Source organism: Peribacillus butanolivorans (genome assembly GCF_001273755.1).
Taxonomy (GTDB): domain Bacteria; phylum Bacillota; class Bacilli; order Bacillales; family DSM-1321; genus Peribacillus; species Peribacillus butanolivorans.
In genome coordinates, this window is the sequence record NZ_LGYA01000001.1 from 1,558,248 (window position 1) to 1,577,288 (window position 19,041).

Here is a 19,041-nt window from a genome sequence, read left to right on the forward strand (position 1 = left end):
TTATTTTTTCCTTCTCATTACCCATATGAAACTTCCAACAACGATCACAATTAATACACCAATGATAGATGGAATTATATAGGATGGCAATTTGTTTTGTTCGATTTTCTCTTTTGGTTCATTTGCTGTTTTTGGTTTATTTTCTTCTACTTGTTTCGCATCTTCTTTTTTTGGTTCCTTTTGTACTTCTGCAGGAGTTTCGGTAACAGGCATATCTACCGAGAAGGAAAAATCTCCATCAATAGGGTGCCCATCTGCTCCGATAATCTTCCATTTCGCTTGATATTTCCCATTTTCTAAAGGATTTGAAAAACTACCTACCATTTTATTCTCTGTTATAGAGATATTTTTAACAGGTATTGAATCTCCATTTAAATTTTGAATCTCAAATGTACTGTTCTGTTCTATCTTTGATTCAAAAGTTAATGTGATTTCTTGCAATTCCTCTTTAACGATAGCTCCATTTTGAGGAGATGAGCTTTCTAAACCAGTGTGAGCCAAAGCATTGTTTACAAATGCTAGGAAGAATATAAACGTAAATAAAAATAACTTTTTTATCATAATTAACCTCCAAATAGTAATAACGCACTCATTGTATCAGAGTGGGTATTATATTCAAACCATCATTACAACAAATTTTCGACAAATTGGCAAACTTGGCATAAACAAAATATTTGAGTGAGGTGGAACAATAGGAGTGAAAAGATTTTAATTTCAACTCAAAATGACAATAGTGAGGACTTTTTGATATGACGAGGAATAGGGAAATCGAGTAAAAGAGGAATTGAAAAAAATTCAATCAACCTTAAATCCTCAAATCACTCACTTTTATAAAAATTTAATACTCGTTAACATCGCAATGTAAAAGGTAAACACAAGCAAACCACCTCATAATAACCCCATCCATGCGCTTGTTTTTCGATAACTAATGAAAAGATAAATTAAGAAAAGTATCGATAAATAAAAATATTGCTGATACAATTCTACAACTCAAATGTAAGAGGTAACTATACATACAATTTGGGAGAGAGAAGGTTTATCCCCTTATTCTTCAGAGGTCTTTAATGGATTAATTGATAACATTTGTATCGCGCGTGGGTATGAATTTTGTTCAATAGTTGAACCAGCAGGAACTGTAATTACTAATTGCCTACACCTGCACCTCCAGGAGTATAGGTTAATAGATCATCCATCTATAGTACTATAGTACACCATTAACATAACCATTAAAGTAACTATTATCTGTTGCTAAAGCCGGAAGTGTAGTAGCATCTGCTCCTGTGTCAGTCCAGAAGTCTTCAACTGCAATTGTTAAATTCCTGCACCTGTAACAGTGGCAGTAACTTCATTGAAGAACCTTACAACAGATGGAAACAAGGCAACTTGTGCAATAGGAAGTGAAAGCCTCTGACGGGATTCGAACCCGCACTCCTTTCGTAAGCATAGGATAGGGGAGAACACGCTTCCCTACGGATTTTCACCGGCAGGAATTGCACCTGCCGCAGCTTATTTGCTTTTCGGTGCTTCTGAAACCCTTACCTTGCGACCCGGTGGCTACAATGTTTTCCGGCGCTCTTCCCTTCTAGAGCTACAGAGGCGAAATATAATACTCTAATTATACGAATCTTATAAGTGGTTGTGAACGATAGTATAACCGAAATTAAAAGAATGAAAAACCTGACTTGATAAATATTAGAATCCTACGATAAAAAAGGGTTCTTCTTATTGTGCGGTAGATTTTGTGGGATTGCTGCAAAAATTAATAAAGGTCCAACCTGGTTGATAGATGAAAATGACCAGGGCTTCCTTGATAGAGAAATAAATTAAATGACAAAACATCTAAAAGAGGGTGAACCTTCGCCCATCTTAAATTGCTCACGATTGGAATTATCAATCGTATATTTTTATTGCTTGAACTACTTTTCCTAATATTCGAACCCGATCTTTTTTGATATTATAAGTTTTTTCTTCATAAAATGGATCTGTGCTGGATGGAATCAGTGTGATGTTTTCTTCGAAAATGTTCACTTTTTTGACTGTAGCATCATGACCATTTACTAAGACCACACCAATTTTACCCCTTTCAACATAGGTTGTTTTTTCAACTAGGATAAGTGAGCCGTCGCTGAATTCTTTATTCATGCTGTTGCCATTTACCTTAAGGTAAAAATATTCTTTGTTTGTATCTAGCATAGAATTTAAAGTAGGCATATAGGCTTCAATATACTCTCGGGCAAAATTCGGTTCACCAGCAGGGATATTTCCGTAAACACCAATAAATCTGACGTTCTTCTCGTTTAAATATTCCATTGAAGGATCATCTTCAACTGTAGGTGATCCTTCAATGAGATGTGAAAGCGGTATATCAAAGCACGTAGACATCAGGCTTAATTTATCCATTAAAGGTTTGTTTCGCCCCGATTCCCAGGCTGATACTGCTGTAGGAGCAACTTTTAATATTTTTGCTAAATCTTCTTGGGTCATTCTTCGTTCTTTTCTTAACTTTTTAATTCGTTCTCCAATGTGCATATTTCTTCACCTCTATCTTGAATATACACTATGAGTGAATATGAGTAAACTTAAAGTGTGTGAATTTTACAACAATATGTTGTTAACTATACTTCAAGTGTGATATTATTTTTTTAGACAGGAGGTGACAAGATGTGACAAATATAAAGTTTACAATCAAACAGGCGAGAAAGTATAAAGGTTTAACACAAGAAGAAATGGCAAAAGTGCTAGGAATGGCCAAGAGAACCTATATTGATTACGAGCAATATAAAATTCCTTTACGTATTGATAAGGCTTTTTTGTTTGCAGAGTGCGTTGGTTTTTCGATTGACGATATCATTTTTTTTGACCCTGACATACACTTTAAGTGTAGTTAAGGGGCAAGTTTACCATCTGACTTAACAACAAGTGATTGAGCAACCCTTTTTGAATGGGGTAATAAAACCACTCAATTATATGGGAACAAAGGCGAACGTTTTAGGATATAAAAGAACATTGCTTTAAACATCTTTGGGTGAAGGGATTATCTAACAGTTCGGAAAATAAAACACTTGTATAACAATATGGCTGATGGTCGTATTAAAGGAATTAAGTCATATGAGTGATGTTATCTTTTGGTTAATGACTGAAGAAGCCGGATTTATTATATTGAAAATCATCCGAAAGTGCCACTGGAAAACCAGACTAAAAATAGAGTTTTCTCAAAAATCCATACTTATGATGATTTGAGAAAACAATTGGGAAGGTGGATAAAGTGGAAAGAGAAATTAAATCATTTGAGGTAGTTTCAGGAGCAGTTGTTAATACCATTTCGATTGGTAGAGAATTTGGTGGAGAAATTGTTGAGGACATTATCTTACACGATGGAGTATTCAAATTGTTTAATCGCAAGGACGAGCTTATCACAGAAATTAATTTACCTGTTGTTGGTGTGAAATACGAGTATAAAGGAGGCGAGTTAAGTGCCTAAAGAAATCAAACATCCGAAAATTTCTCAGACTCTAAAGTTAGGTTTTCTTAGCTTTAAAGCGCAACCAGAACATGCAGGCATTGATTATTATGGCCATGGAATTTTATTGGGTGATTCAATTGTAATGGATCCATCCACAGGTGAAGTTGTGTTGAAAGTAAACCTAGATAGTTACCTTAGTGAAGTTTACGGTTTTTTATTTAAAACTGCTGATTAAAAAAGGACTCTTGGATCAAATCCAGAAAGACAATCTATTTGTTTTTGGAAGGCAACATGAGTTATTGAAAAGAAAGGATTTAATTACAATCTATGAAATGAATTATATAGTACACTAAGACTAGGAGCAATTGGACAGTGGCGCATTCGAAGAAATTGCAAATAAGATTAATAAAAATATTTGAGCCCTCTTTCCTTTGTAGGAGATAGGGCTTGTTCCTTATAGAAAGGCAAATCATCCTGAATTTCATGTCTAATCATCGATAATAATACCCTAATTTCAATTTAATAATCTTCTCTAAGAAAGTGACTTTAATCTTTTGGATACATTCGGATGTGCAATTGTAACTGTCCAGCGGAGATATTTACCTAATATAGTAACAATTAAAGAAGGTAATATGTATATAAAACGTATAAAATGTTAAACCCTCTAGCGCAGGTTCTTTGCTTATTGTCCTATCTGCTTCTGTTCAATAGTTGTGTGCTATATTTGAAGTGAAGAATTTGAAATGCTGTCACCCTATCCTTTGTATGGAAATTAATTCGACAAAACATAGAAAACTTCTATACTATCGGGAATTCACTACTCCTAAGCAAAAGAAAAGTTGAAGTTGTGAAAAAAAAAGCCTTTGGGGAAAATACAAAACAAATGGCTTTTTTTATGAAGAAATCTTATTCTGAAAATAGGCAAATATACGATCTAACTAGAAGAACAAAATAAGAATCAGTATAGGTCAATCTAATTAATGTTGGCTTTTTTGTTCGATAATGGGATGATGCCACAAAGAAAGTTAGTAAGCTGATAATGCAGTGATTTAAGAATAATCTAATTAATAATTTAAAGTAATATATTCTATTAGAGGTGTTGGATTATGAGGTCGTTCAAATATACAGTTTGTTTTATTAAGCAAGGGAGTAAATTGCTCATGCTTAATAGAGAAAAAGCGCCAATTATGGGAGTTTGGAACGGTGTGGGAGGAAAAATTGAAAGAGGAGAATCACCAGAGGAAGCTGCTCTGCGTGAAGTAGAGGAAGAAACTGGTATACACTTAGAAGATTTTTTCTCACAAGGTACAATAACATGGGAAACTTCAGAGGGTGTAATCGATGGGCTTCATGTTTTTTTAGGTGAGTTAGATAGCAGTCATGTCTATGAGACACCAAAGAAAATGCGAGAAGGTATTTTAGATTGGAAGTCAATTGACTGGATACTCGACTCTCAAAACCTTGGTATTCCAGAGAAAATACCTCACTACCTGCCAGTATTATTGGAAAAGGAAGGGGTTCATATCTTCACCTATATGGATGGTAAGATGATACATGATGCTAATTAGATATCATTAAACTAGAGCTTTGATAAGTTTAATATGAAAAATGATAAGGTCAGCATAAACATTATTGACTTTCCTATTATGGGGTTGTATTGATTGAGTCGACATTTTATAATGTTGGCTTTTTGTTTTCTCATCCTAATGCCGATAAAAATGTTGTAACCCTTTTTTTGAACCAAAAATTGGCCGAAGTGCACCTGCTACAGATTTTACGAGATTTTATTTATGAGAGTTCCTCTTAAATGAGATGGACCTATGTTTATTAATAAGATATAGATATACTAGTCATACTTTATCTCTACCTTGTTGAAATATCTCTAGTTTTTTTCACTCATTTTTAGAAAGATTGCAGGTAATAGATTGCTAAAGCACAAATATACACTTAATAAAGACTTGTAAAATGGTAAAAGGAGGTTTTGGATATTCGGAAAATTCAAAAAGAGGTTTAGGAGGAGATAATAATTGAAAAGAAATTTAATTAAATATATCGTTTTTCTAGTCCTCATTTCAACAATATTAGTTATGGTTAAGCCAGACATTACCTCGGCAGGAAAATTAAAGCCGCCATCTGAAACTTTCACACCAGGGGATTGGTTTCTAGGAGATATCCCGCCTAATCTAGATGTAAATAAACCACCAATCGTATTTGTTCAAGGGAAAAATGGTAGTTCAACTAGCTGGTACGGAGAAACGGAATATCATGGTGTCAATGATATGTATACAAAAGCATATGAAGCGGGTTACCAAACTGTTTTTGTTCAGCTCTATGATGCGGCCGGAAATGGTTCAGTAAGCCAATATACTAATGGTAGGCTATTAGCATCACAACTTGCTGAAATCAGTAACCATTTTGGGGGAAAAAAAGTTAATATTATAGCTCATAGTAAGGGAGGGCCAGACACTCAAGCAGCCCTTGTTCACTATGGAGCACATCTTTATGTCGGAAGGGTTATCACTCTGGCTTCTCCTCATCATGGTTCTAACTTAGCTGATTTAGCTTATAGCTGGTATGCGGGTTGGCTGGGTTCGTTGCTTGGTCAAAAAGATGATGGAACATACTCTTTGCAAGTAGGAAAAATGGAAGAATTTCGTTCAGTCACAGATAACCATGTAAACTCTCGAAAAAATAAGTATTACACCGCTACAGGAATGAATAGAGGTCCAGCTCTTTCCGCTTTATCAATGGGAGGACAATATTTATCTTCTTATGGAGAAAATGATGGTCTAGTAAATGTATGGAGTGCAAAATTACCTTATGCTTCCCATTTATTTACTGATCCAAACTTAGATCACGACAACATACGCATAGGTTCTGCTGTCTTTTCAAGAATTGAACCATACTTAAGAAGTGATTCAATTGCTGGAGTTCCAAGTTTAAATACTAATTCAACACTACAAGTTCAAGATGAGATTATCAAAACTGATATTTCTCAAACAGTTCATGGAGGAATGCTGCAACAACATGCCTGGATCAAGCAAACCTTCAATGTTAATGAACCAACCTCTGGTAATGTAACGATATACACAGCCTCAGATGATGTAGAGGTGGAATTAATTTCTCCATCTGATCAAACGTATTTACCCTCCTTACAAGTAAACTCTACTGAGAATAAATCATCCTTTTTTTCTGGTGCAACTATCCAAACATTTAAAAGAAATAGCCTTGAAGTTGGAAACTGGAAGGTACGAATGAAGACAAAGTCACCAAAAGATGCATTCCTGTTAACAGCACAATTTAATGAAAGGGATCCCATTACATTAAGTATGTCCGGGAAAGTAAAACAAAAGGATGCAAAATTCTTAATAAAGACTCCGATGAAAAATAAATATAAGTCAACTAGCACCACCTTTACTGTTCATCTTATTGATGAAGATGGAAATGAAATTGCTAAAAATAGCTCAATAAAGGAAATTGATACAGAGAATTTTTCGGGTGCCTTTCCAGAAGTGCCTAAATCAGGTGTTTATAATATAACGATTGATGTAAAAGAAAAAAATATAGATGGTACTGAAAGAACTCGTACTTTGATTCGCTCAGTCTATATTGAAAAATAAATAAAAAAATTAGGAAATAGCCTTCTCTTTATTGAGAGGGCATCTTGTTTAGGGGATACAGGGAGAAGAGCGTTAGGCAGAAGCAATAAGGCTCTCTTTATTTTATTTAAAGATTACCACTTAGGTAAATTTGTTAATAAAACAATTCGATGTGTGTATTTTTAGGAATTAACTATGTAGGCTAAACTTGAATTCAAGAGGAGAATAAGGTTTAAGAATATTTGCATCTGCAGAAAAAGCTGCAAACCGCTGTTTACTTAATCCTTATTTTGATTAGAGTCTCTATATGACAAAATGGCAGTTTTGAGCGCAGCATAATTGCCTATGCTTGCGTAACCATAGAACCAGCCCATGAAAATGCCTGCTATAAAGTGATGACGATGGCTAATGAAAATGGAAATGATTAAACCTAGAACTATAGCAATTGTAGGTATGAATTTTGGAGGGATATGAAACATGATCTTCAAAATTTGAGTCAAGATTATGATAGTTGGGATGGCTATTACTGCATCCCAAAAGTTTGTATGGATGGTTGGGAAATCCAAATAATAACACCACTTTCACGAGAAAGTAAAGGAAGGTTTATTTAATTAATTTTTACCATCAATAAAGTATTTATACCTTAAGATTTAGACCGATTAAGAGGAATGTTTAAATGCTCTTGATTTGACTTGGTTTGAGGGTTTTTCATGGTTCAAAATAAAAAACATTGAATCCATTACATAATGGTGGATTCAATGTTTTTTTTGATGTAAGTCATCCCAAAGTTCTTCCATTAATCCATCCATTTCTTTTCTTTATTTATATTGTTCTTCCTAGGATACCTCGATAGTAATACCTTCAAAAGTTAATACGTCTCCGACTTGAGTATATTTCGGAAGTGAGTTTCTGGACAGTCTTTCCTTTCCCCGTTTACTTGAGCTAGTTCACCTACAAAACGTTCAATTATCTCATAAATCATCCTTTTTCACTGTCTTTACTCTTATAGATTTAAAGATTGCCCGATACACCTTTTACGAAACAGATATTAAACGTTTAACTACAGTAGAAGTAGGAGAGCAGTAAAAAAATGAGTGGGGAGCAAGATTTGGTTACTCTCTCTTTAATTTGGTTTTATGAGTAAAAACTTTCCTTAAGCACTTTCATCCGTACTGAAAGATCGAAATTATAAACGAGGTATTTTGCCTTTTTAATACATAGGTACTGTTAACTGAAATATGAAGTCAAAGATCGCTTGATAGATTAAAGATAAAAAGTAGATACACCTATTAAAAACGATTTCTACTAAAAAATAAAAAATTCACAAAAACATAGTCTTCCATATGCATATTGAAGGAATATGGGACATAAATTAGACAAACAAAAAAAAGCGCAGTTAGCGCTTTTAGTGTATTTGTCTATACAAGCCTATTACTTTTCCAAGTATCGTGACACCTCTTAAAATAATTGGTTCCATATTTGAATTTTCAGGCTGAAGCCGTATGTAATCCGGTTCCTTAAAGAATCGTTTTACCGTGGCTTCATCATCTTCAGTCATGGCTACTACGATATCTCCATTATTGGCATTGCTCTGTTGTTTCACGATGACATAATCTCCATCATGAATTCCTGCTTCAATCATACTTTCTCCCATGATTTCGAGCATGAATACATGATCATCATGAGGAACCATACTTTCGGGAAGCGGGAAGTATTCTTCTATGTTCTCAATGGCGGTTATCGGCATGCCTGCTGTTACTTTCCCAAGCAACGGCACGTTAACGACATTAGTCTTAGGTATAGTGTTAGCTTCCTCTATGTTTAAGATTTCAATGGCCCTCGGCTTAGTAGGATCACGTCTGATTAGTCCTTTACTTTCCAAACGAGATAAATGTCCATGGACCGTTGAACTTGATGCAAGTCCCACTGCTTCGCCAATCTCTCTTACGGAAGGTGGATACCCTTTTTGGCGAACCTCTTCTTTAATGAAATCAAGAATATCTTGCTGCCGTTTTGATAGTTTAGTCATATGTGCACCTCTTCTCCAAAGTTCTTTGCTTTATTATAGCATGGCCCCTATTTCTATACAAACATAAGTTCGAATTTTGTTGTTGACTGAAACAAACGTTCGTACTATAATCTGGGTATAAGATACGAACGAACATTCGCTTTGGAGGGATATTTATGAAAAAGTTGTACAAAAATTATATTTATACGATTCTATTAGCGGGATCAGTATTTATCTTTTCTATTTTATTCTCCTGCACATTAGACAAAAATCAAAATAATAATTTTCTTTCAATAGAAGTAAATGAAGGTGATACCTTATGGGAGATTGCAGAAAAATATGAAGAAGCTGATTTGACAAAAAAAGAATTCATTGGTTGGATAGAAGAGCACAACGAAGTCAGTGCAGATTCAATAAAACCTGGTCAAGTCATTGTCATTCCGGTTAAAAATGAAAAACTTGTTCAGAATTTGGCCAGTCAGCAGTAAGTAGTAAAGGTAGGGTATTATGAAAGCAGTAATCTATTGTAGAGTAAGTACGGAAAAAGAGTCGCAGGAAACATCGTTAGCTAGGCAGGAAGATGAATTAGTCAAATTAGCTGAGAAAATGGATATAGAAGTAGTATCTATTATAAAAGAGCAAGCAAGCGGTTACGAATTAAACCGTGATGGTATTTTTGACATGCTGGATCTATTTAAAACTAAAGAGGCTGAAGTTCTATTAATTCAAGACGAAACGAGACTAGGCAGAGGAAATGCAAAAATTGCTCTGTTTCATGTTGTTCTTAAAGAAGGCGTTAAAATCTATACACTTTCCCATGATGGGGAACTTGAGCTATCGGATTCAGATGCTATGGTTATCCAAATAGTCGGCATTGTAGAAGAATATCAAAGGAAACTACATAATTTAAAAATTAAACGCGGGATGTTACGAGCAGTGGAAAAGGGGTATCGCCCTCAAAAAAACCTTCAAAACCAGAGGAATTCTACTGGAAGAGACCGTAAGGAGATACCTATTGAAGAAATTGTTAAACTTCGGGTAAATGGATTGACGTTTGCAGAAATCGCAGCCACGTTAAGGGGCTTTGGCTATAATGTATCCAAAGCTACAGTTCACAGGCGCTTTCTAGAATATCAACAGAATACACCTGAAACTCAATCATAGAACTTGTAATTTCGCTTTTTTTTTAATACCATGTCAATATCCGTACATTAGAAGGAGCGAAATTATGCTATCAAAAGAAAAACTAGCCCGTATTAATGAACTTTCTAAAAAGGCTAAGGCAGAAGGCTTAACAGAAGTTGAGGCTAAAGAGCAAACCCAATTGAGAAGTGAGTACTTGGAAACATTCAGACGTTCTATGTCCGATACGCTGGAACATGTGAAAGTTGTTGATCCGGAAGGAAATGATGTCACACCTCAAAAGATTAAAAATATAAAGGAAAAAAGAAACTTACATTAATGAATGGGGCTATCTGATGGAACTTTTCATTGGCTGGCCTTCTTATGGTCTTTAGAATTAAAAGGAGAATGCATTCATGTATGTATTCTCCTTTTTAGCTTAACCTAAATAGTGGACTTCTCTAGTTACTAGAAAATTGAAATATTGGGGAAGGATTTAGTGATTTTAGTTGTGATATTAAGCAGGTCACTATAATATAAAGAGGTACATTACAGGAAGGGATGTTTTACAATATGTTAGATAAATTAGATGCACTTTCTATCAATACAATTCGTACATTATCGATTGATGCAATTGAAAAGGCTAATTCTGGTCATCCGGGAATGCCAATGGGTGCAGCCCCGATGGCGTATAAACTTTGGACTGAATATATGAATCATAACCCTAAAAACCCTGATTGGTTTAATAGAGACCGTTTTGTTCTTTCAGCTGGTCATGGATCTATGCTGTTATACAGTCTTCTTCATTTGTCAGGGTATGGCTTATCCATCGATGATTTGAAGAATTTCCGCCAATGGGGCAGCAAAACTCCTGGACATCCGGAGTTCGGTCATACAGCTGGAGTTGATGCGACCACAGGACCACTAGGACAAGGGATTGCAATGGCAGTAGGGATGGCGATGGCAGAACGTCACTTGGCTGAAAGTTACAACCGTGATTCTTTTAATGTGGTTGATCATTATACATATAGCATTTGTGGAGATGGAGATTTAATGGAAGGCGTATCTGCAGAAGCCGCTTCATTAGCTGGACATCTTCAGCTTGGAAGACTTGTTGTTTTATATGATTCAAACGATATTTCACTTGACGGCGATTTAAGCCAATCATTTAGTGAAAGTGTAGCTAACCGTTTCAAATCGTATGGCTGGCAATATCTGCGCGTAGAAGATGGAAACGATCTTCAGGAAATTGCGAAAGCAATTGAAGAAGCAAAGACTGACGATGCTCGCCCAACATTAATAGAAGTGAAAACCGTAATCGGTTATGGTTCACCAAACCGTTCTGGTAAGTCTGCTGTTCACGGTGCGCCGCTTGGTGCAGATGAGTTGAAACTGACTAAGGAAGCATACAAATGGACATTTGAAGAGGATTTCTATGTTCCTGAAGAAGTGTACTCCCACTTTAATGAAGCTTGCGTCGAAGCAGGCAGTAAAAAAGAAGAAGCTTGGAACGAACTGTTTAAAAATTACAAAGAAGCACATCCTGAGTTAGCTGAACAATTAGAGCTGGCTATAAAAGGTGAATTACCTCTTGAGTGGGACCAGGAAATTCCGGTCTACGAAGAAGGAAAAACATTAGCTTCCCGAGCTTCAAGTGGAGAAGTCCTAAATGCGATTGCCAAAAAGGTTCCTAGCTTTATTGGTGGTTCAGCAGATTTAGCCGGATCTAATAATACAGCCATTAAAGGTGAGACAGATCTATTACCGGGTAATTATAGTGGACGTAACATTTGGTTCGGTGTTCGTGAATTCGCTATGGGAGCAGCTTTGAATGGGATGACCCTTCATGGTGGTTTAAAAGTGTATGGCGGAACTTTCTTCGTATTCTCTGATTATTTACGCCCGGCTATACGTATGGCAGCGTTGATGGGTCTTCCTGTTACGTATGTATTTACTCATGACAGTATTGCTGTAGGGGAAGACGGACCGACACATGAGCCTATTGAACAATTAGCTTCATTGCGGGCAATGCCGAACCTTGGGGTAATCCGTCCGGCTGATGGTAATGAAACAGCAGCAGCTTGGAAAGTGGCGATGGAGTCAACTAATAAACCGACTGCCCTTGTTCTAACACGTCAAGGATTGCCAACGATAAAAAACACTTCTGAAACTGCTTATGAAGGTGTTTCAAAAGGGGCTTACATTATATCTGCTTCTAATAAAGATGAAGCGGATGCATTACTTCTTGCGACTGGCTCTGAAGTAAACCTGGCTGTTGAAGCACAGAAAGCATTAGCAGCAGAAGGAATTGAAGTTTCTGTTATCAGCATGCCATCATGGGATCGCTTCGAAACTCAATCTAAAGAATATAAACAAAGTGTAATCAACCCGGCTGTTAAGAAACGTCTAGCAATCGAAGTGGCTTCACCGTTTGGTTGGGATCGTTATACTGGCGATGAAGGCGAAATCTTGGCAATTAATCATTTCGGTGCCTCTGCACCAGGTGGTAAGATCATGCAAGAGTTCGGATTCACTGTAGAAAATGTAGTTGCTCGTGTAAAAGAAATGTTTAAATAAAATTCGGAACTGACACCAAACTAGTTTGGTGTCAGTTTTTTTATCGAATCTTCTTAAAGCATGTTGAAAGTGCCCATTATTTACGGTAAATCTTCTATTCGACAAAAAAAGAAAAATATTTCTCCAGCAAACAACATATCTTGTTGGTTTGTCAATATATAATGAGAATAAATAATTTTCGTTTAAATATGTCAATTAAAGGGGAGTAGCCATTATAATATAGAAAATAATGGCGGGTTATCGAAAAATAAAAATGTTCTGGTTTCCAAAATAGGAATGCTAGGAGGCATTGGCTAATGAGAACCTATCAAATTTTTTTAATCGAAGATGAATTTGCCCATCATTATTATGGAAGAGAAAAGCTATTTTTCAATTTGTTTTTGGAGTATATTCAAGCAAGGGGCAGACTGAAGAGTATTTTGCAAAAACAAATCGAATTTGTCACCAAGACAGTCCCTATTATCCAATTGCAGGTAGCCATTGAACAGCGTTTGCAAAAAAAGATGAATTTTTGGTCTCAGAATGGAAAATACTATCTAGAAAAAACGAGTGGATCAAGCAAAGCAGTATTAATCATCCATGATGATTCTATTACCCTTAAAGCTGATGGAGACTATGAAGCCGAGACAGCGTTCTTTGAATGTATTCGCAAATATGAAGCGAGTTTTCTGGCCATTGATTTTGAACACGAAAAATATGGTTGGTTAAAACCGATAAAAGAAAGAAAATTTGTCTAAATGGGGGACTTTTCAGTAGCGGGTATTGTATAATAACCTTTGGTCTAGTACACTGATGTTAGACAACATGAAGGAGGAAATAGTATGTGGGTTTACATTCTAGTTGGCGTACTGGCATTGATTGCTGGAGTAGTGCTGGGATTTTTCATCGCTCGTAAATACATGATGGATTACTTAAAGAAAAATCCGCCAATTAACGAACAAATGTTGAAAATGATGATGATGCAAATGGGTATGAAACCATCCCAAAAGAAAATTAATCAAATGATGAGCGCCATGAATAAACAACAAACAAAGTAAACCTTTAGCTTTAGGGTTTATCAATTGATTGATAGCAATTATAAGATAAGCAAATCATAAACTACCTTATAGAGTGAAACTTTCATCATAAATGGCTATTGTTTTTGCTTTATCTTTTATCAGACTAATTCGAAACCTCTTTCTCTGACTTAAACTAAACCAGAGAGAGGGGTTTTTTTGTGTTGTTCGTGGATTATGCCAAGAAAGGGTTTACCGAGAAAATCTTGAAGAACAAAAAGCAGGAGAATAAACAGTTGAAGAATTACCTCAATGATAGAGCTATTACTGAATTAGAAAGTATAACTACACATGACTTAAAGGCATATGTAAGGGTGAAACAAAAAGCAGGTTACAAACTCAGTGTATCGTTTCTATGTTTAAGATGATTAAGAAATTTTTGAGTTGGTGTGAGCGAGAGGAATATATAAAGGTAAACGTTGCGACAAAGGTTGAAGCTCCAAAAGTACCACGGAAATTGTTGAAGGGTTTCAATGCTGAGATGCCTAAAGAAACTTATTTAGGTCTGTGGAGAAAAAGCTAAATGAGAGTATGATTCAGCGGGAAGGGAGTATTCGCAAGGCTGCAAGGTAATGGGTGTTTCTATACGACATTAATCCGCAAAATGAAAAAACACGGTCTTAAACCTCTAGTCAGGTGGGGGCAGTCTCGCTTGAGCCCTGCCATTCACACTGAAGAAAGCTAGTTCCTAATTTGGACTATAGCTAATATCGGTTTCATCTTTTCAACTCAAAATATTATCCAGGCAATAGCTTCAACACAAGATGATGGTAAGGCTAAGAAAGCAAGAATGTATGCGGGTTTCCTTGTAATTACCATTGGTATCATTGCAGCCTTGATTGGGATGAATGCTTCAATCGTTTTTCAAAACATCTTGCTAACAGAAGAAACGCTGCTGTCTTTGGGACAGTTGCAGTTTCAACAATTTGGTCGGCAATCCCATTTTTAATAAAGATAATAATGACAAGGAATCTCTGCAATTTTCACGATTTGCTACAATTTTTATGGGACTGATTCCAATCCCATTTTCGATCTTTGCACGAGAAATATTAAGTACGGCCTTCATTGCTAGACTCTGTTTCCAACAATTCGGTAAACATTCACAATGACATATACATCAAGGGGATTTGAAACGGTTTTGCCATTCATTAGTACAGCCAATTTCATATAAAAATCAGTCACTCATTTAGATATACATCTTTTAAATGACCGGAACGTACGACTTTAGTTTCTAAATATTTTTCATTATACTCGGAGATATCTCCCCATAACGGAACTCTCCCTGCAACATTGGCACCTGACTTTTGAAGGGCTGCTAATTTTCTCGGATTGTTGGTGATAAGAGTCACTGGATTGGACCGCAGTTTTTTTAACACTCGAATGGCGTCATCATAGTTACGGGCATCATCAACAAACCCGAGCTCCAAATTCGCTTCCACCGTATCCAATCCATTTTCTTGCAGAACATAAGCCATGGCTTTACTAAATAAGCCGATGCCTCTTCCTTCGTGATTCGCTAAATAAAATAAAGCACCGGTTCCTTGAGCCGCAATCATTTTCATAGCCTGCTTTAATTGAAATCCACAATCACACCGTTTGCTGCCAAAAATATCGCCAGTATGGCAAATACTATGCATACGGATAAGGGCATCGGCAGAATGCTGAAAATCTCCATACAGTAACACACTGGATTGCTGCATTTCCGCTAAATTGGAAGAGGCCAAAGTTTCAATGATCTTTTCCGTATTATAAGAGCCGTCATCACAAAAATGACCTGCCATATTCTCACAACGTAACCAGCAATACCATTGGAATATGGTTGTTTCTCCCTCTAAGTTAACGGGTAATTTGATAGGGCCTACTAAATAAATGGATTTTTCACCACTTTTAATAACGTTAATTTTACCTTCTAATATCAAAGCCACTTTTTCATTAATCATATAAACTTCCTCCTGATGCTTCAAAATATTATTTTAGGCAATTTATACTACGCTTAACAGTTCTGTTCATATTGTACCCAATCCATTCTTTTGTGAATCTTTTGTTTTAATAAGAGGCAGGAAAGAATAATCTAACCGTTTAAAAGGTTTTTGGATGCTTTCTTTCCGAATTGTTTGAGCATATAGGCATTATCTCAAGCTGAAATAAAACCAAGGGGCTGAGAAATAGAAAGAACACCTATGCTACGTGTTCAGACATGTAGTTTAATTTTACATGAATCCTTATTTCGGAATAATAATACATCCATGGATTTAATATGGTAACTCTTTTACAATTAGAGAGAGATGATCTTCTTTGAGCTTTGAATCCTTCCGACTTTTGCGCGGAGTGAAGGATCCTATTTAAGACATTTCCTTGACAGTTTCCCTTACGGGATATGCTCTAATCATGCCTTTTTCTTATCCAGGCTATGCCCTACCGGTATTAGAGAAAGTATCTAGAGGTGAAATGGATTGTGTGATTTTAGTTTGTTTATGATCAATTATCACTTAAAGAAAAAATGGGCGATCAATTCCCCATGGATATAAAATCTTTTCTGGGAATATAATCCTAAAAATAAGAATAAAGATTGACAATCATCCATTAGCATAATACGATATTTTACAGAATAAAAAGAATTATTCGTTTATTTTTTGCTGCAATTCCAAAACCCGGTTTTATATTATAAAACAAAAACCTCCTTGTATATACATATTATCCAAGCGTTAACTCTGGCTTTTTCTTATTTTGGAAGCGCTGCCAATTATGGCGTTTTAAATAACAAGGAGGGATAAGGTATGGAAGCAGGAATAGAAACAAAGCAAGAAAAGCCATTAAATATTGGCCGGAAATTTCGCTGGACCGTCGTCATCTGGTTATTGATCGGAGGAATAATAAACTACCTAGATCGGGCTAACCTCTCCATTGCAGCTCCCGAAATGATGAAAGAACTCGGACTAAGCGTAACCGAAATCGGGTTATTGGGAACCTTTTTTTCTTGGAGTTATGCATTAATGCAGCTTCCTTCCGGCTGGCTGATCGATCGGTTCGGTACCAAAAAGGTGTATACAATTGCGCTTATTTGGTGGAGTGGTGCGACCATTTTAACGGGAGCTGTTCATAAAATGAGTTCATTTATTGCTGCACGGATTTTACTTGGAGTAGGTGAAGCACCTTGTTTTCCGACGATGGCTAAGATCACATCGTATTGGTTCCCTAAAAAGGAACGAGGCTTGGCAACTGGAATTTGGGATTCTTCGTCCAAATGGGGCCCAGCCATTGCACCGCCACTGCTCGTTTTCATTATGGTGACTTTTGGGTGGAGAGCATTGTTTTATATAACTGGTGTGATCGGCATTATATTCGCGATCGGTTTTGTGATTTTTTATAAAAATCCTGAAAAAAGTCAAAAACTTTCCAAGGAGGAATTTGAATACATTAAGTCGGAAGGAGGTGGAGTGGAGCAAGGCATTCAATCATCAAAAATCAAATGGGGTTCGTTATTTAAATATCGAAGTGTATGGGGAATGATTCTGGGCTTCTTCTGTACCATCTGGATCTGGAATATTTTCCTTGTCTTCCTGCCCCTATATTTGTTCGATGTCCATCATGTCTCACTAAAAGAAATGGGTATTTATGCTGGTATCCCTTGGCTTGGCGGAATCTTTGGCAATATTTTCGGAGGATATCTTACTAAAAAATGGGTGGACAAGGGAATTACTACACCTATTAAAGCAAAGCGTGCGTTAATTAGTATATGTGCCATCTCGGCCGCTATTGTTGTATGTGCCGTTCCGCTTGTCAAAGGACTCGCTATTACCTTAACATTACTGACCCTTGCTCTTTGTTTTATTTCTGCCATTACAGGTAGTGCGTGGGCACTTGCTGGTGACATTGCCCCTCCTTCTATGGTTGCTTCTGTAGGTGCCATTCAGAATTTTGGCGGTTATTTTGGTGGAGCCTTTTCCCCCGTTGTGGCAGGCATGATTGTGGATGCAACTGGATCTTACTCCCTTGCCTTTATATCTGGCGGTTTAATCGCCGGATGCGCCGCAATCTGTTATTGGTTTATTGTAAAACATCCTATTCAAGAATAGTGTAACGAAGGAGGACATAAATTGATTCCAAAAGTGTATATAGCAAGACCAGTACCGGCTGAGGTGGAAGCATATATTTCGCAGTATTGCCAGTGGGAAAAATGGAATGGCCCTGAACCGATTACCCGAAGCCAGCTGTTAAAGCAAATTTCCGATGCTGACGGACTGCTCATCACCGGGGAAAAAATTGATGATGAATTTCTGGACCATGCACCAAACCTAAAGGCTGTCAGTAATATCTCAGTAGGCTATAACAACTATGATCTAGAGGCAATGAAAAAGAGAAACGTAATCGGTACGAATACACCGGATGTGCTCGATGAAACCGTGGCCGATTTAGCTTTAGCCTTAATGCTCTCAGCAGCTCGCCGCCTTCCGGAACTGGACAAGCTTGTAAAGGACGGCAAGTGGGGAAGTAAAGGTGATGAACCCCTCTTTGGCGTTGATGTTCATGGAAAAACATTGGGCATCATAGGTATGGGTAGGATTGGAGAATCTATTGCAAGACGAGGGAAATTCGGTTTTAACATGGAGATTTTGTATCATAACCGGCGAAGAAAACCAGAAGTAGAGGAAACGGTAGGTGCAACCTATACCTCTCTAGAGCACCTTTTGCGGGAATCAGATTTCGTTCTTTTAATGGTCCCTTATACCCCTGAGACGAAGAAGCTTATGGGACGGGAGCAATTTGCACTGATGAAAAAATCTGCAATCTTTATTAATACATCTCGCGGCCAGACGGTGGACGAAAAGGCCCTCATCGAAGCACTGCAAAATAAGGAAATCCTTGCAGCCGGTTTGGATGTATTTGATCAGGAACCCGTAGCCCCTGACAATCCGCTCTTAACCATGCCAAACGTGGTAACTCTTCCGCATATAGGTTCAGCTACTCATCAAACACGATATGATATGGCTATGCTAGCGGCGAAGAACCTTGTAGCAGCGGTTACAGGAAGGGAGATAGTGAATGTCGTTCCTGAATTGAAAGGACTTCGGCCACTTAAAGAGTAAAATTGGTGCAAGGCACCAATATGGAAATAGGAGATGTCCTCACAGGTATCTCTCACACCATTTAACGATCTTCCCGGCTCTTATTACATGTAAGGATCACGGTAATGATTAATGAGAAAAAAACTATTAT

The 19,041-nt window shown here is 36.8% G+C and carries 20 protein-coding genes; 14 read left to right on the forward strand and 6 right to left on the reverse strand.

The genetic code is table 11. The annotated features are described in order from the left end of the window. The 3 genes from AKG34_RS07455 to AKG34_RS07460 form a co-directional block, all read right to left on the reverse strand. On the reverse strand, positions 1-561 hold the full coding sequence (locus AKG34_RS07455) for a copper resistance CopC family protein (RefSeq protein ID WP_053345503.1): 561 nt from the start codon (positions 559-561) through the stop codon (positions 1-3). A 640-nt stretch (positions 562-1,201) separates the two neighbouring features. Beyond that, positions 1,202-1,309, reverse strand: coding sequence for a DUF4183 domain-containing protein (locus AKG34_RS29580; RefSeq protein WP_407946278.1), 108 nt, complete (start codon positions 1,307-1,309; stop codon positions 1,202-1,204). Between the two features lie 581 nt (positions 1,310-1,890). Further along, complete coding sequence (locus tag AKG34_RS07460) at positions 1,891-2,529, reverse strand: LexA family protein (protein WP_053345504.1); 639 nt, start codon at positions 2,527-2,529, stop codon at positions 1,891-1,893. A gap of 134 nt (positions 2,530-2,663) precedes the next feature. On the opposite strand from AKG34_RS07460, the gene AKG34_RS07465 reads away from it, so the two are divergent. The 5 genes from AKG34_RS07465 to AKG34_RS07485 all read left to right on the forward strand — a co-directional run bounded on the left by AKG34_RS07465 (position 2,664) and on the right by AKG34_RS07485 (position 7,083). Beyond that, on the forward strand, positions 2,664-2,888 hold the full coding sequence (locus AKG34_RS07465) for a helix-turn-helix transcriptional regulator (protein ID WP_236694881.1): 225 nt from the start codon (positions 2,664-2,666) through the stop codon (positions 2,886-2,888). A gap of 377 nt (positions 2,889-3,265) precedes the next feature. Then, complete coding sequence (locus AKG34_RS07470) at positions 3,266-3,481, forward strand: hypothetical protein (RefSeq protein ID WP_053345505.1); 216 nt, start codon at positions 3,266-3,268, stop codon at positions 3,479-3,481. Beyond that, a complete protein-coding gene (locus tag AKG34_RS07475) occupies positions 3,474-3,698 on the forward strand; it encodes a YqaI family protein (protein ID WP_236694882.1) in 225 nt (74 codons plus the stop codon). The genes AKG34_RS07470 and AKG34_RS07475 overlap by 8 nt, the downstream gene beginning before the upstream one ends. 871 nt (positions 3,699-4,569) lie before the next feature. After that, positions 4,570-5,031 (forward strand): NUDIX hydrolase, encoded by a 462-nt coding sequence (locus AKG34_RS07480; protein ID WP_083450702.1) that lies wholly within the window; start codon positions 4,570-4,572, stop codon positions 5,029-5,031. A 519-nt stretch (positions 5,032-5,550) separates the two neighbouring features. Continuing rightward, positions 5,551-7,083, forward strand: a complete 1,533-nt coding sequence (locus AKG34_RS07485) for an esterase/lipase family protein (protein WP_236695000.1) — start codon at positions 5,551-5,553, stop codon at positions 7,081-7,083. A gap of 257 nt (positions 7,084-7,340) precedes the next feature. Here AKG34_RS07485 and AKG34_RS07490 read toward each other — a convergent pair whose 3' ends face one another. Together AKG34_RS07490 and lexA are read right to left on the reverse strand one after the other, a co-directional pair. After that, positions 7,341-7,628 (reverse strand): hypothetical protein, encoded by a 288-nt coding sequence (locus tag AKG34_RS07490; protein WP_053345508.1) that lies wholly within the window; start codon positions 7,626-7,628, stop codon positions 7,341-7,343. Positions 7,629-8,467: 839 nt separating this feature from the next. After that, a complete protein-coding gene (gene lexA, locus AKG34_RS07495; RefSeq protein ID WP_053345509.1) occupies positions 8,468-9,091 on the reverse strand; it encodes a transcriptional repressor LexA in 624 nt (207 codons plus the stop codon). Positions 9,092-9,246: 155 nt separating this feature from the next. Here lexA and yneA point away from each other — a divergent pair, with 155 nt between their 5' ends. From yneA to AKG34_RS27885, 7 genes are all read left to right on the forward strand, one after another. Further along, positions 9,247-9,558, forward strand: coding sequence for a cell division suppressor protein YneA (gene yneA, locus AKG34_RS07500; RefSeq protein ID WP_053345510.1), 312 nt, complete (start codon positions 9,247-9,249; stop codon positions 9,556-9,558). Positions 9,559-9,577: 19 nt separating this feature from the next. Then, complete coding sequence (locus AKG34_RS07505; protein WP_053345511.1) at positions 9,578-10,234, forward strand: YneB family resolvase-like protein; 657 nt, start codon at positions 9,578-9,580, stop codon at positions 10,232-10,234. Between the two features lie 64 nt (positions 10,235-10,298). Beyond that, a complete protein-coding gene (locus tag AKG34_RS07510) occupies positions 10,299-10,532 on the forward strand; it encodes a DUF896 domain-containing protein (protein WP_053345512.1) in 234 nt (77 codons plus the stop codon). A gap of 233 nt (positions 10,533-10,765) precedes the next feature. Then, positions 10,766-12,769: a transketolase gene (tkt, locus tag AKG34_RS07515; RefSeq protein ID WP_053345513.1), complete on the forward strand. Its 2,004-nt coding sequence runs from the start codon at positions 10,766-10,768 to the stop codon at positions 12,767-12,769. Between the two features lie 296 nt (positions 12,770-13,065). Next, on the forward strand, positions 13,066-13,506 hold the full coding sequence (gene sirA, locus AKG34_RS07520) for a sporulation inhibitor of replication protein SirA (protein WP_053345514.1): 441 nt from the start codon (positions 13,066-13,068) through the stop codon (positions 13,504-13,506). An 84-nt stretch (positions 13,507-13,590) separates the two neighbouring features. Next, positions 13,591-13,806: a YneF family protein gene (locus AKG34_RS07525; protein ID WP_034312934.1), complete on the forward strand. Its 216-nt coding sequence runs from the start codon at positions 13,591-13,593 to the stop codon at positions 13,804-13,806. An 808-nt stretch (positions 13,807-14,614) separates the two neighbouring features. Continuing rightward, positions 14,615-14,773 (forward strand): hypothetical protein, encoded by a 159-nt coding sequence (locus tag AKG34_RS27885; RefSeq protein WP_161804908.1) that lies wholly within the window; start codon positions 14,615-14,617, stop codon positions 14,771-14,773. A gap of 229 nt (positions 14,774-15,002) precedes the next feature. On the opposite strand, the gene AKG34_RS07535 is transcribed toward AKG34_RS27885, so the two are convergent. Continuing rightward, positions 15,003-15,764: a GTP cyclohydrolase II gene (locus AKG34_RS07535; RefSeq protein ID WP_053345516.1), complete on the reverse strand. Its 762-nt coding sequence runs from the start codon at positions 15,762-15,764 to the stop codon at positions 15,003-15,005. An 837-nt stretch (positions 15,765-16,601) separates the two neighbouring features. Between AKG34_RS07535 and AKG34_RS07540 the strand changes: the two genes are divergently transcribed. Continuing rightward, the gene (locus AKG34_RS07540) at positions 16,602-17,900 is read left to right on the forward strand and encodes an MFS transporter (protein WP_053345517.1); all 1,299 of its coding nucleotides are present in this window, start codon (positions 16,602-16,604) and stop codon (positions 17,898-17,900) included. 21 nt (positions 17,901-17,921) lie between these two features. Beyond that, a complete protein-coding gene (locus AKG34_RS07545; protein WP_053345518.1) occupies positions 17,922-18,911 on the forward strand; it encodes a 2-hydroxyacid dehydrogenase in 990 nt (329 codons plus the stop codon). Positions 18,912-19,041: the final 130 nt, after the last annotated feature.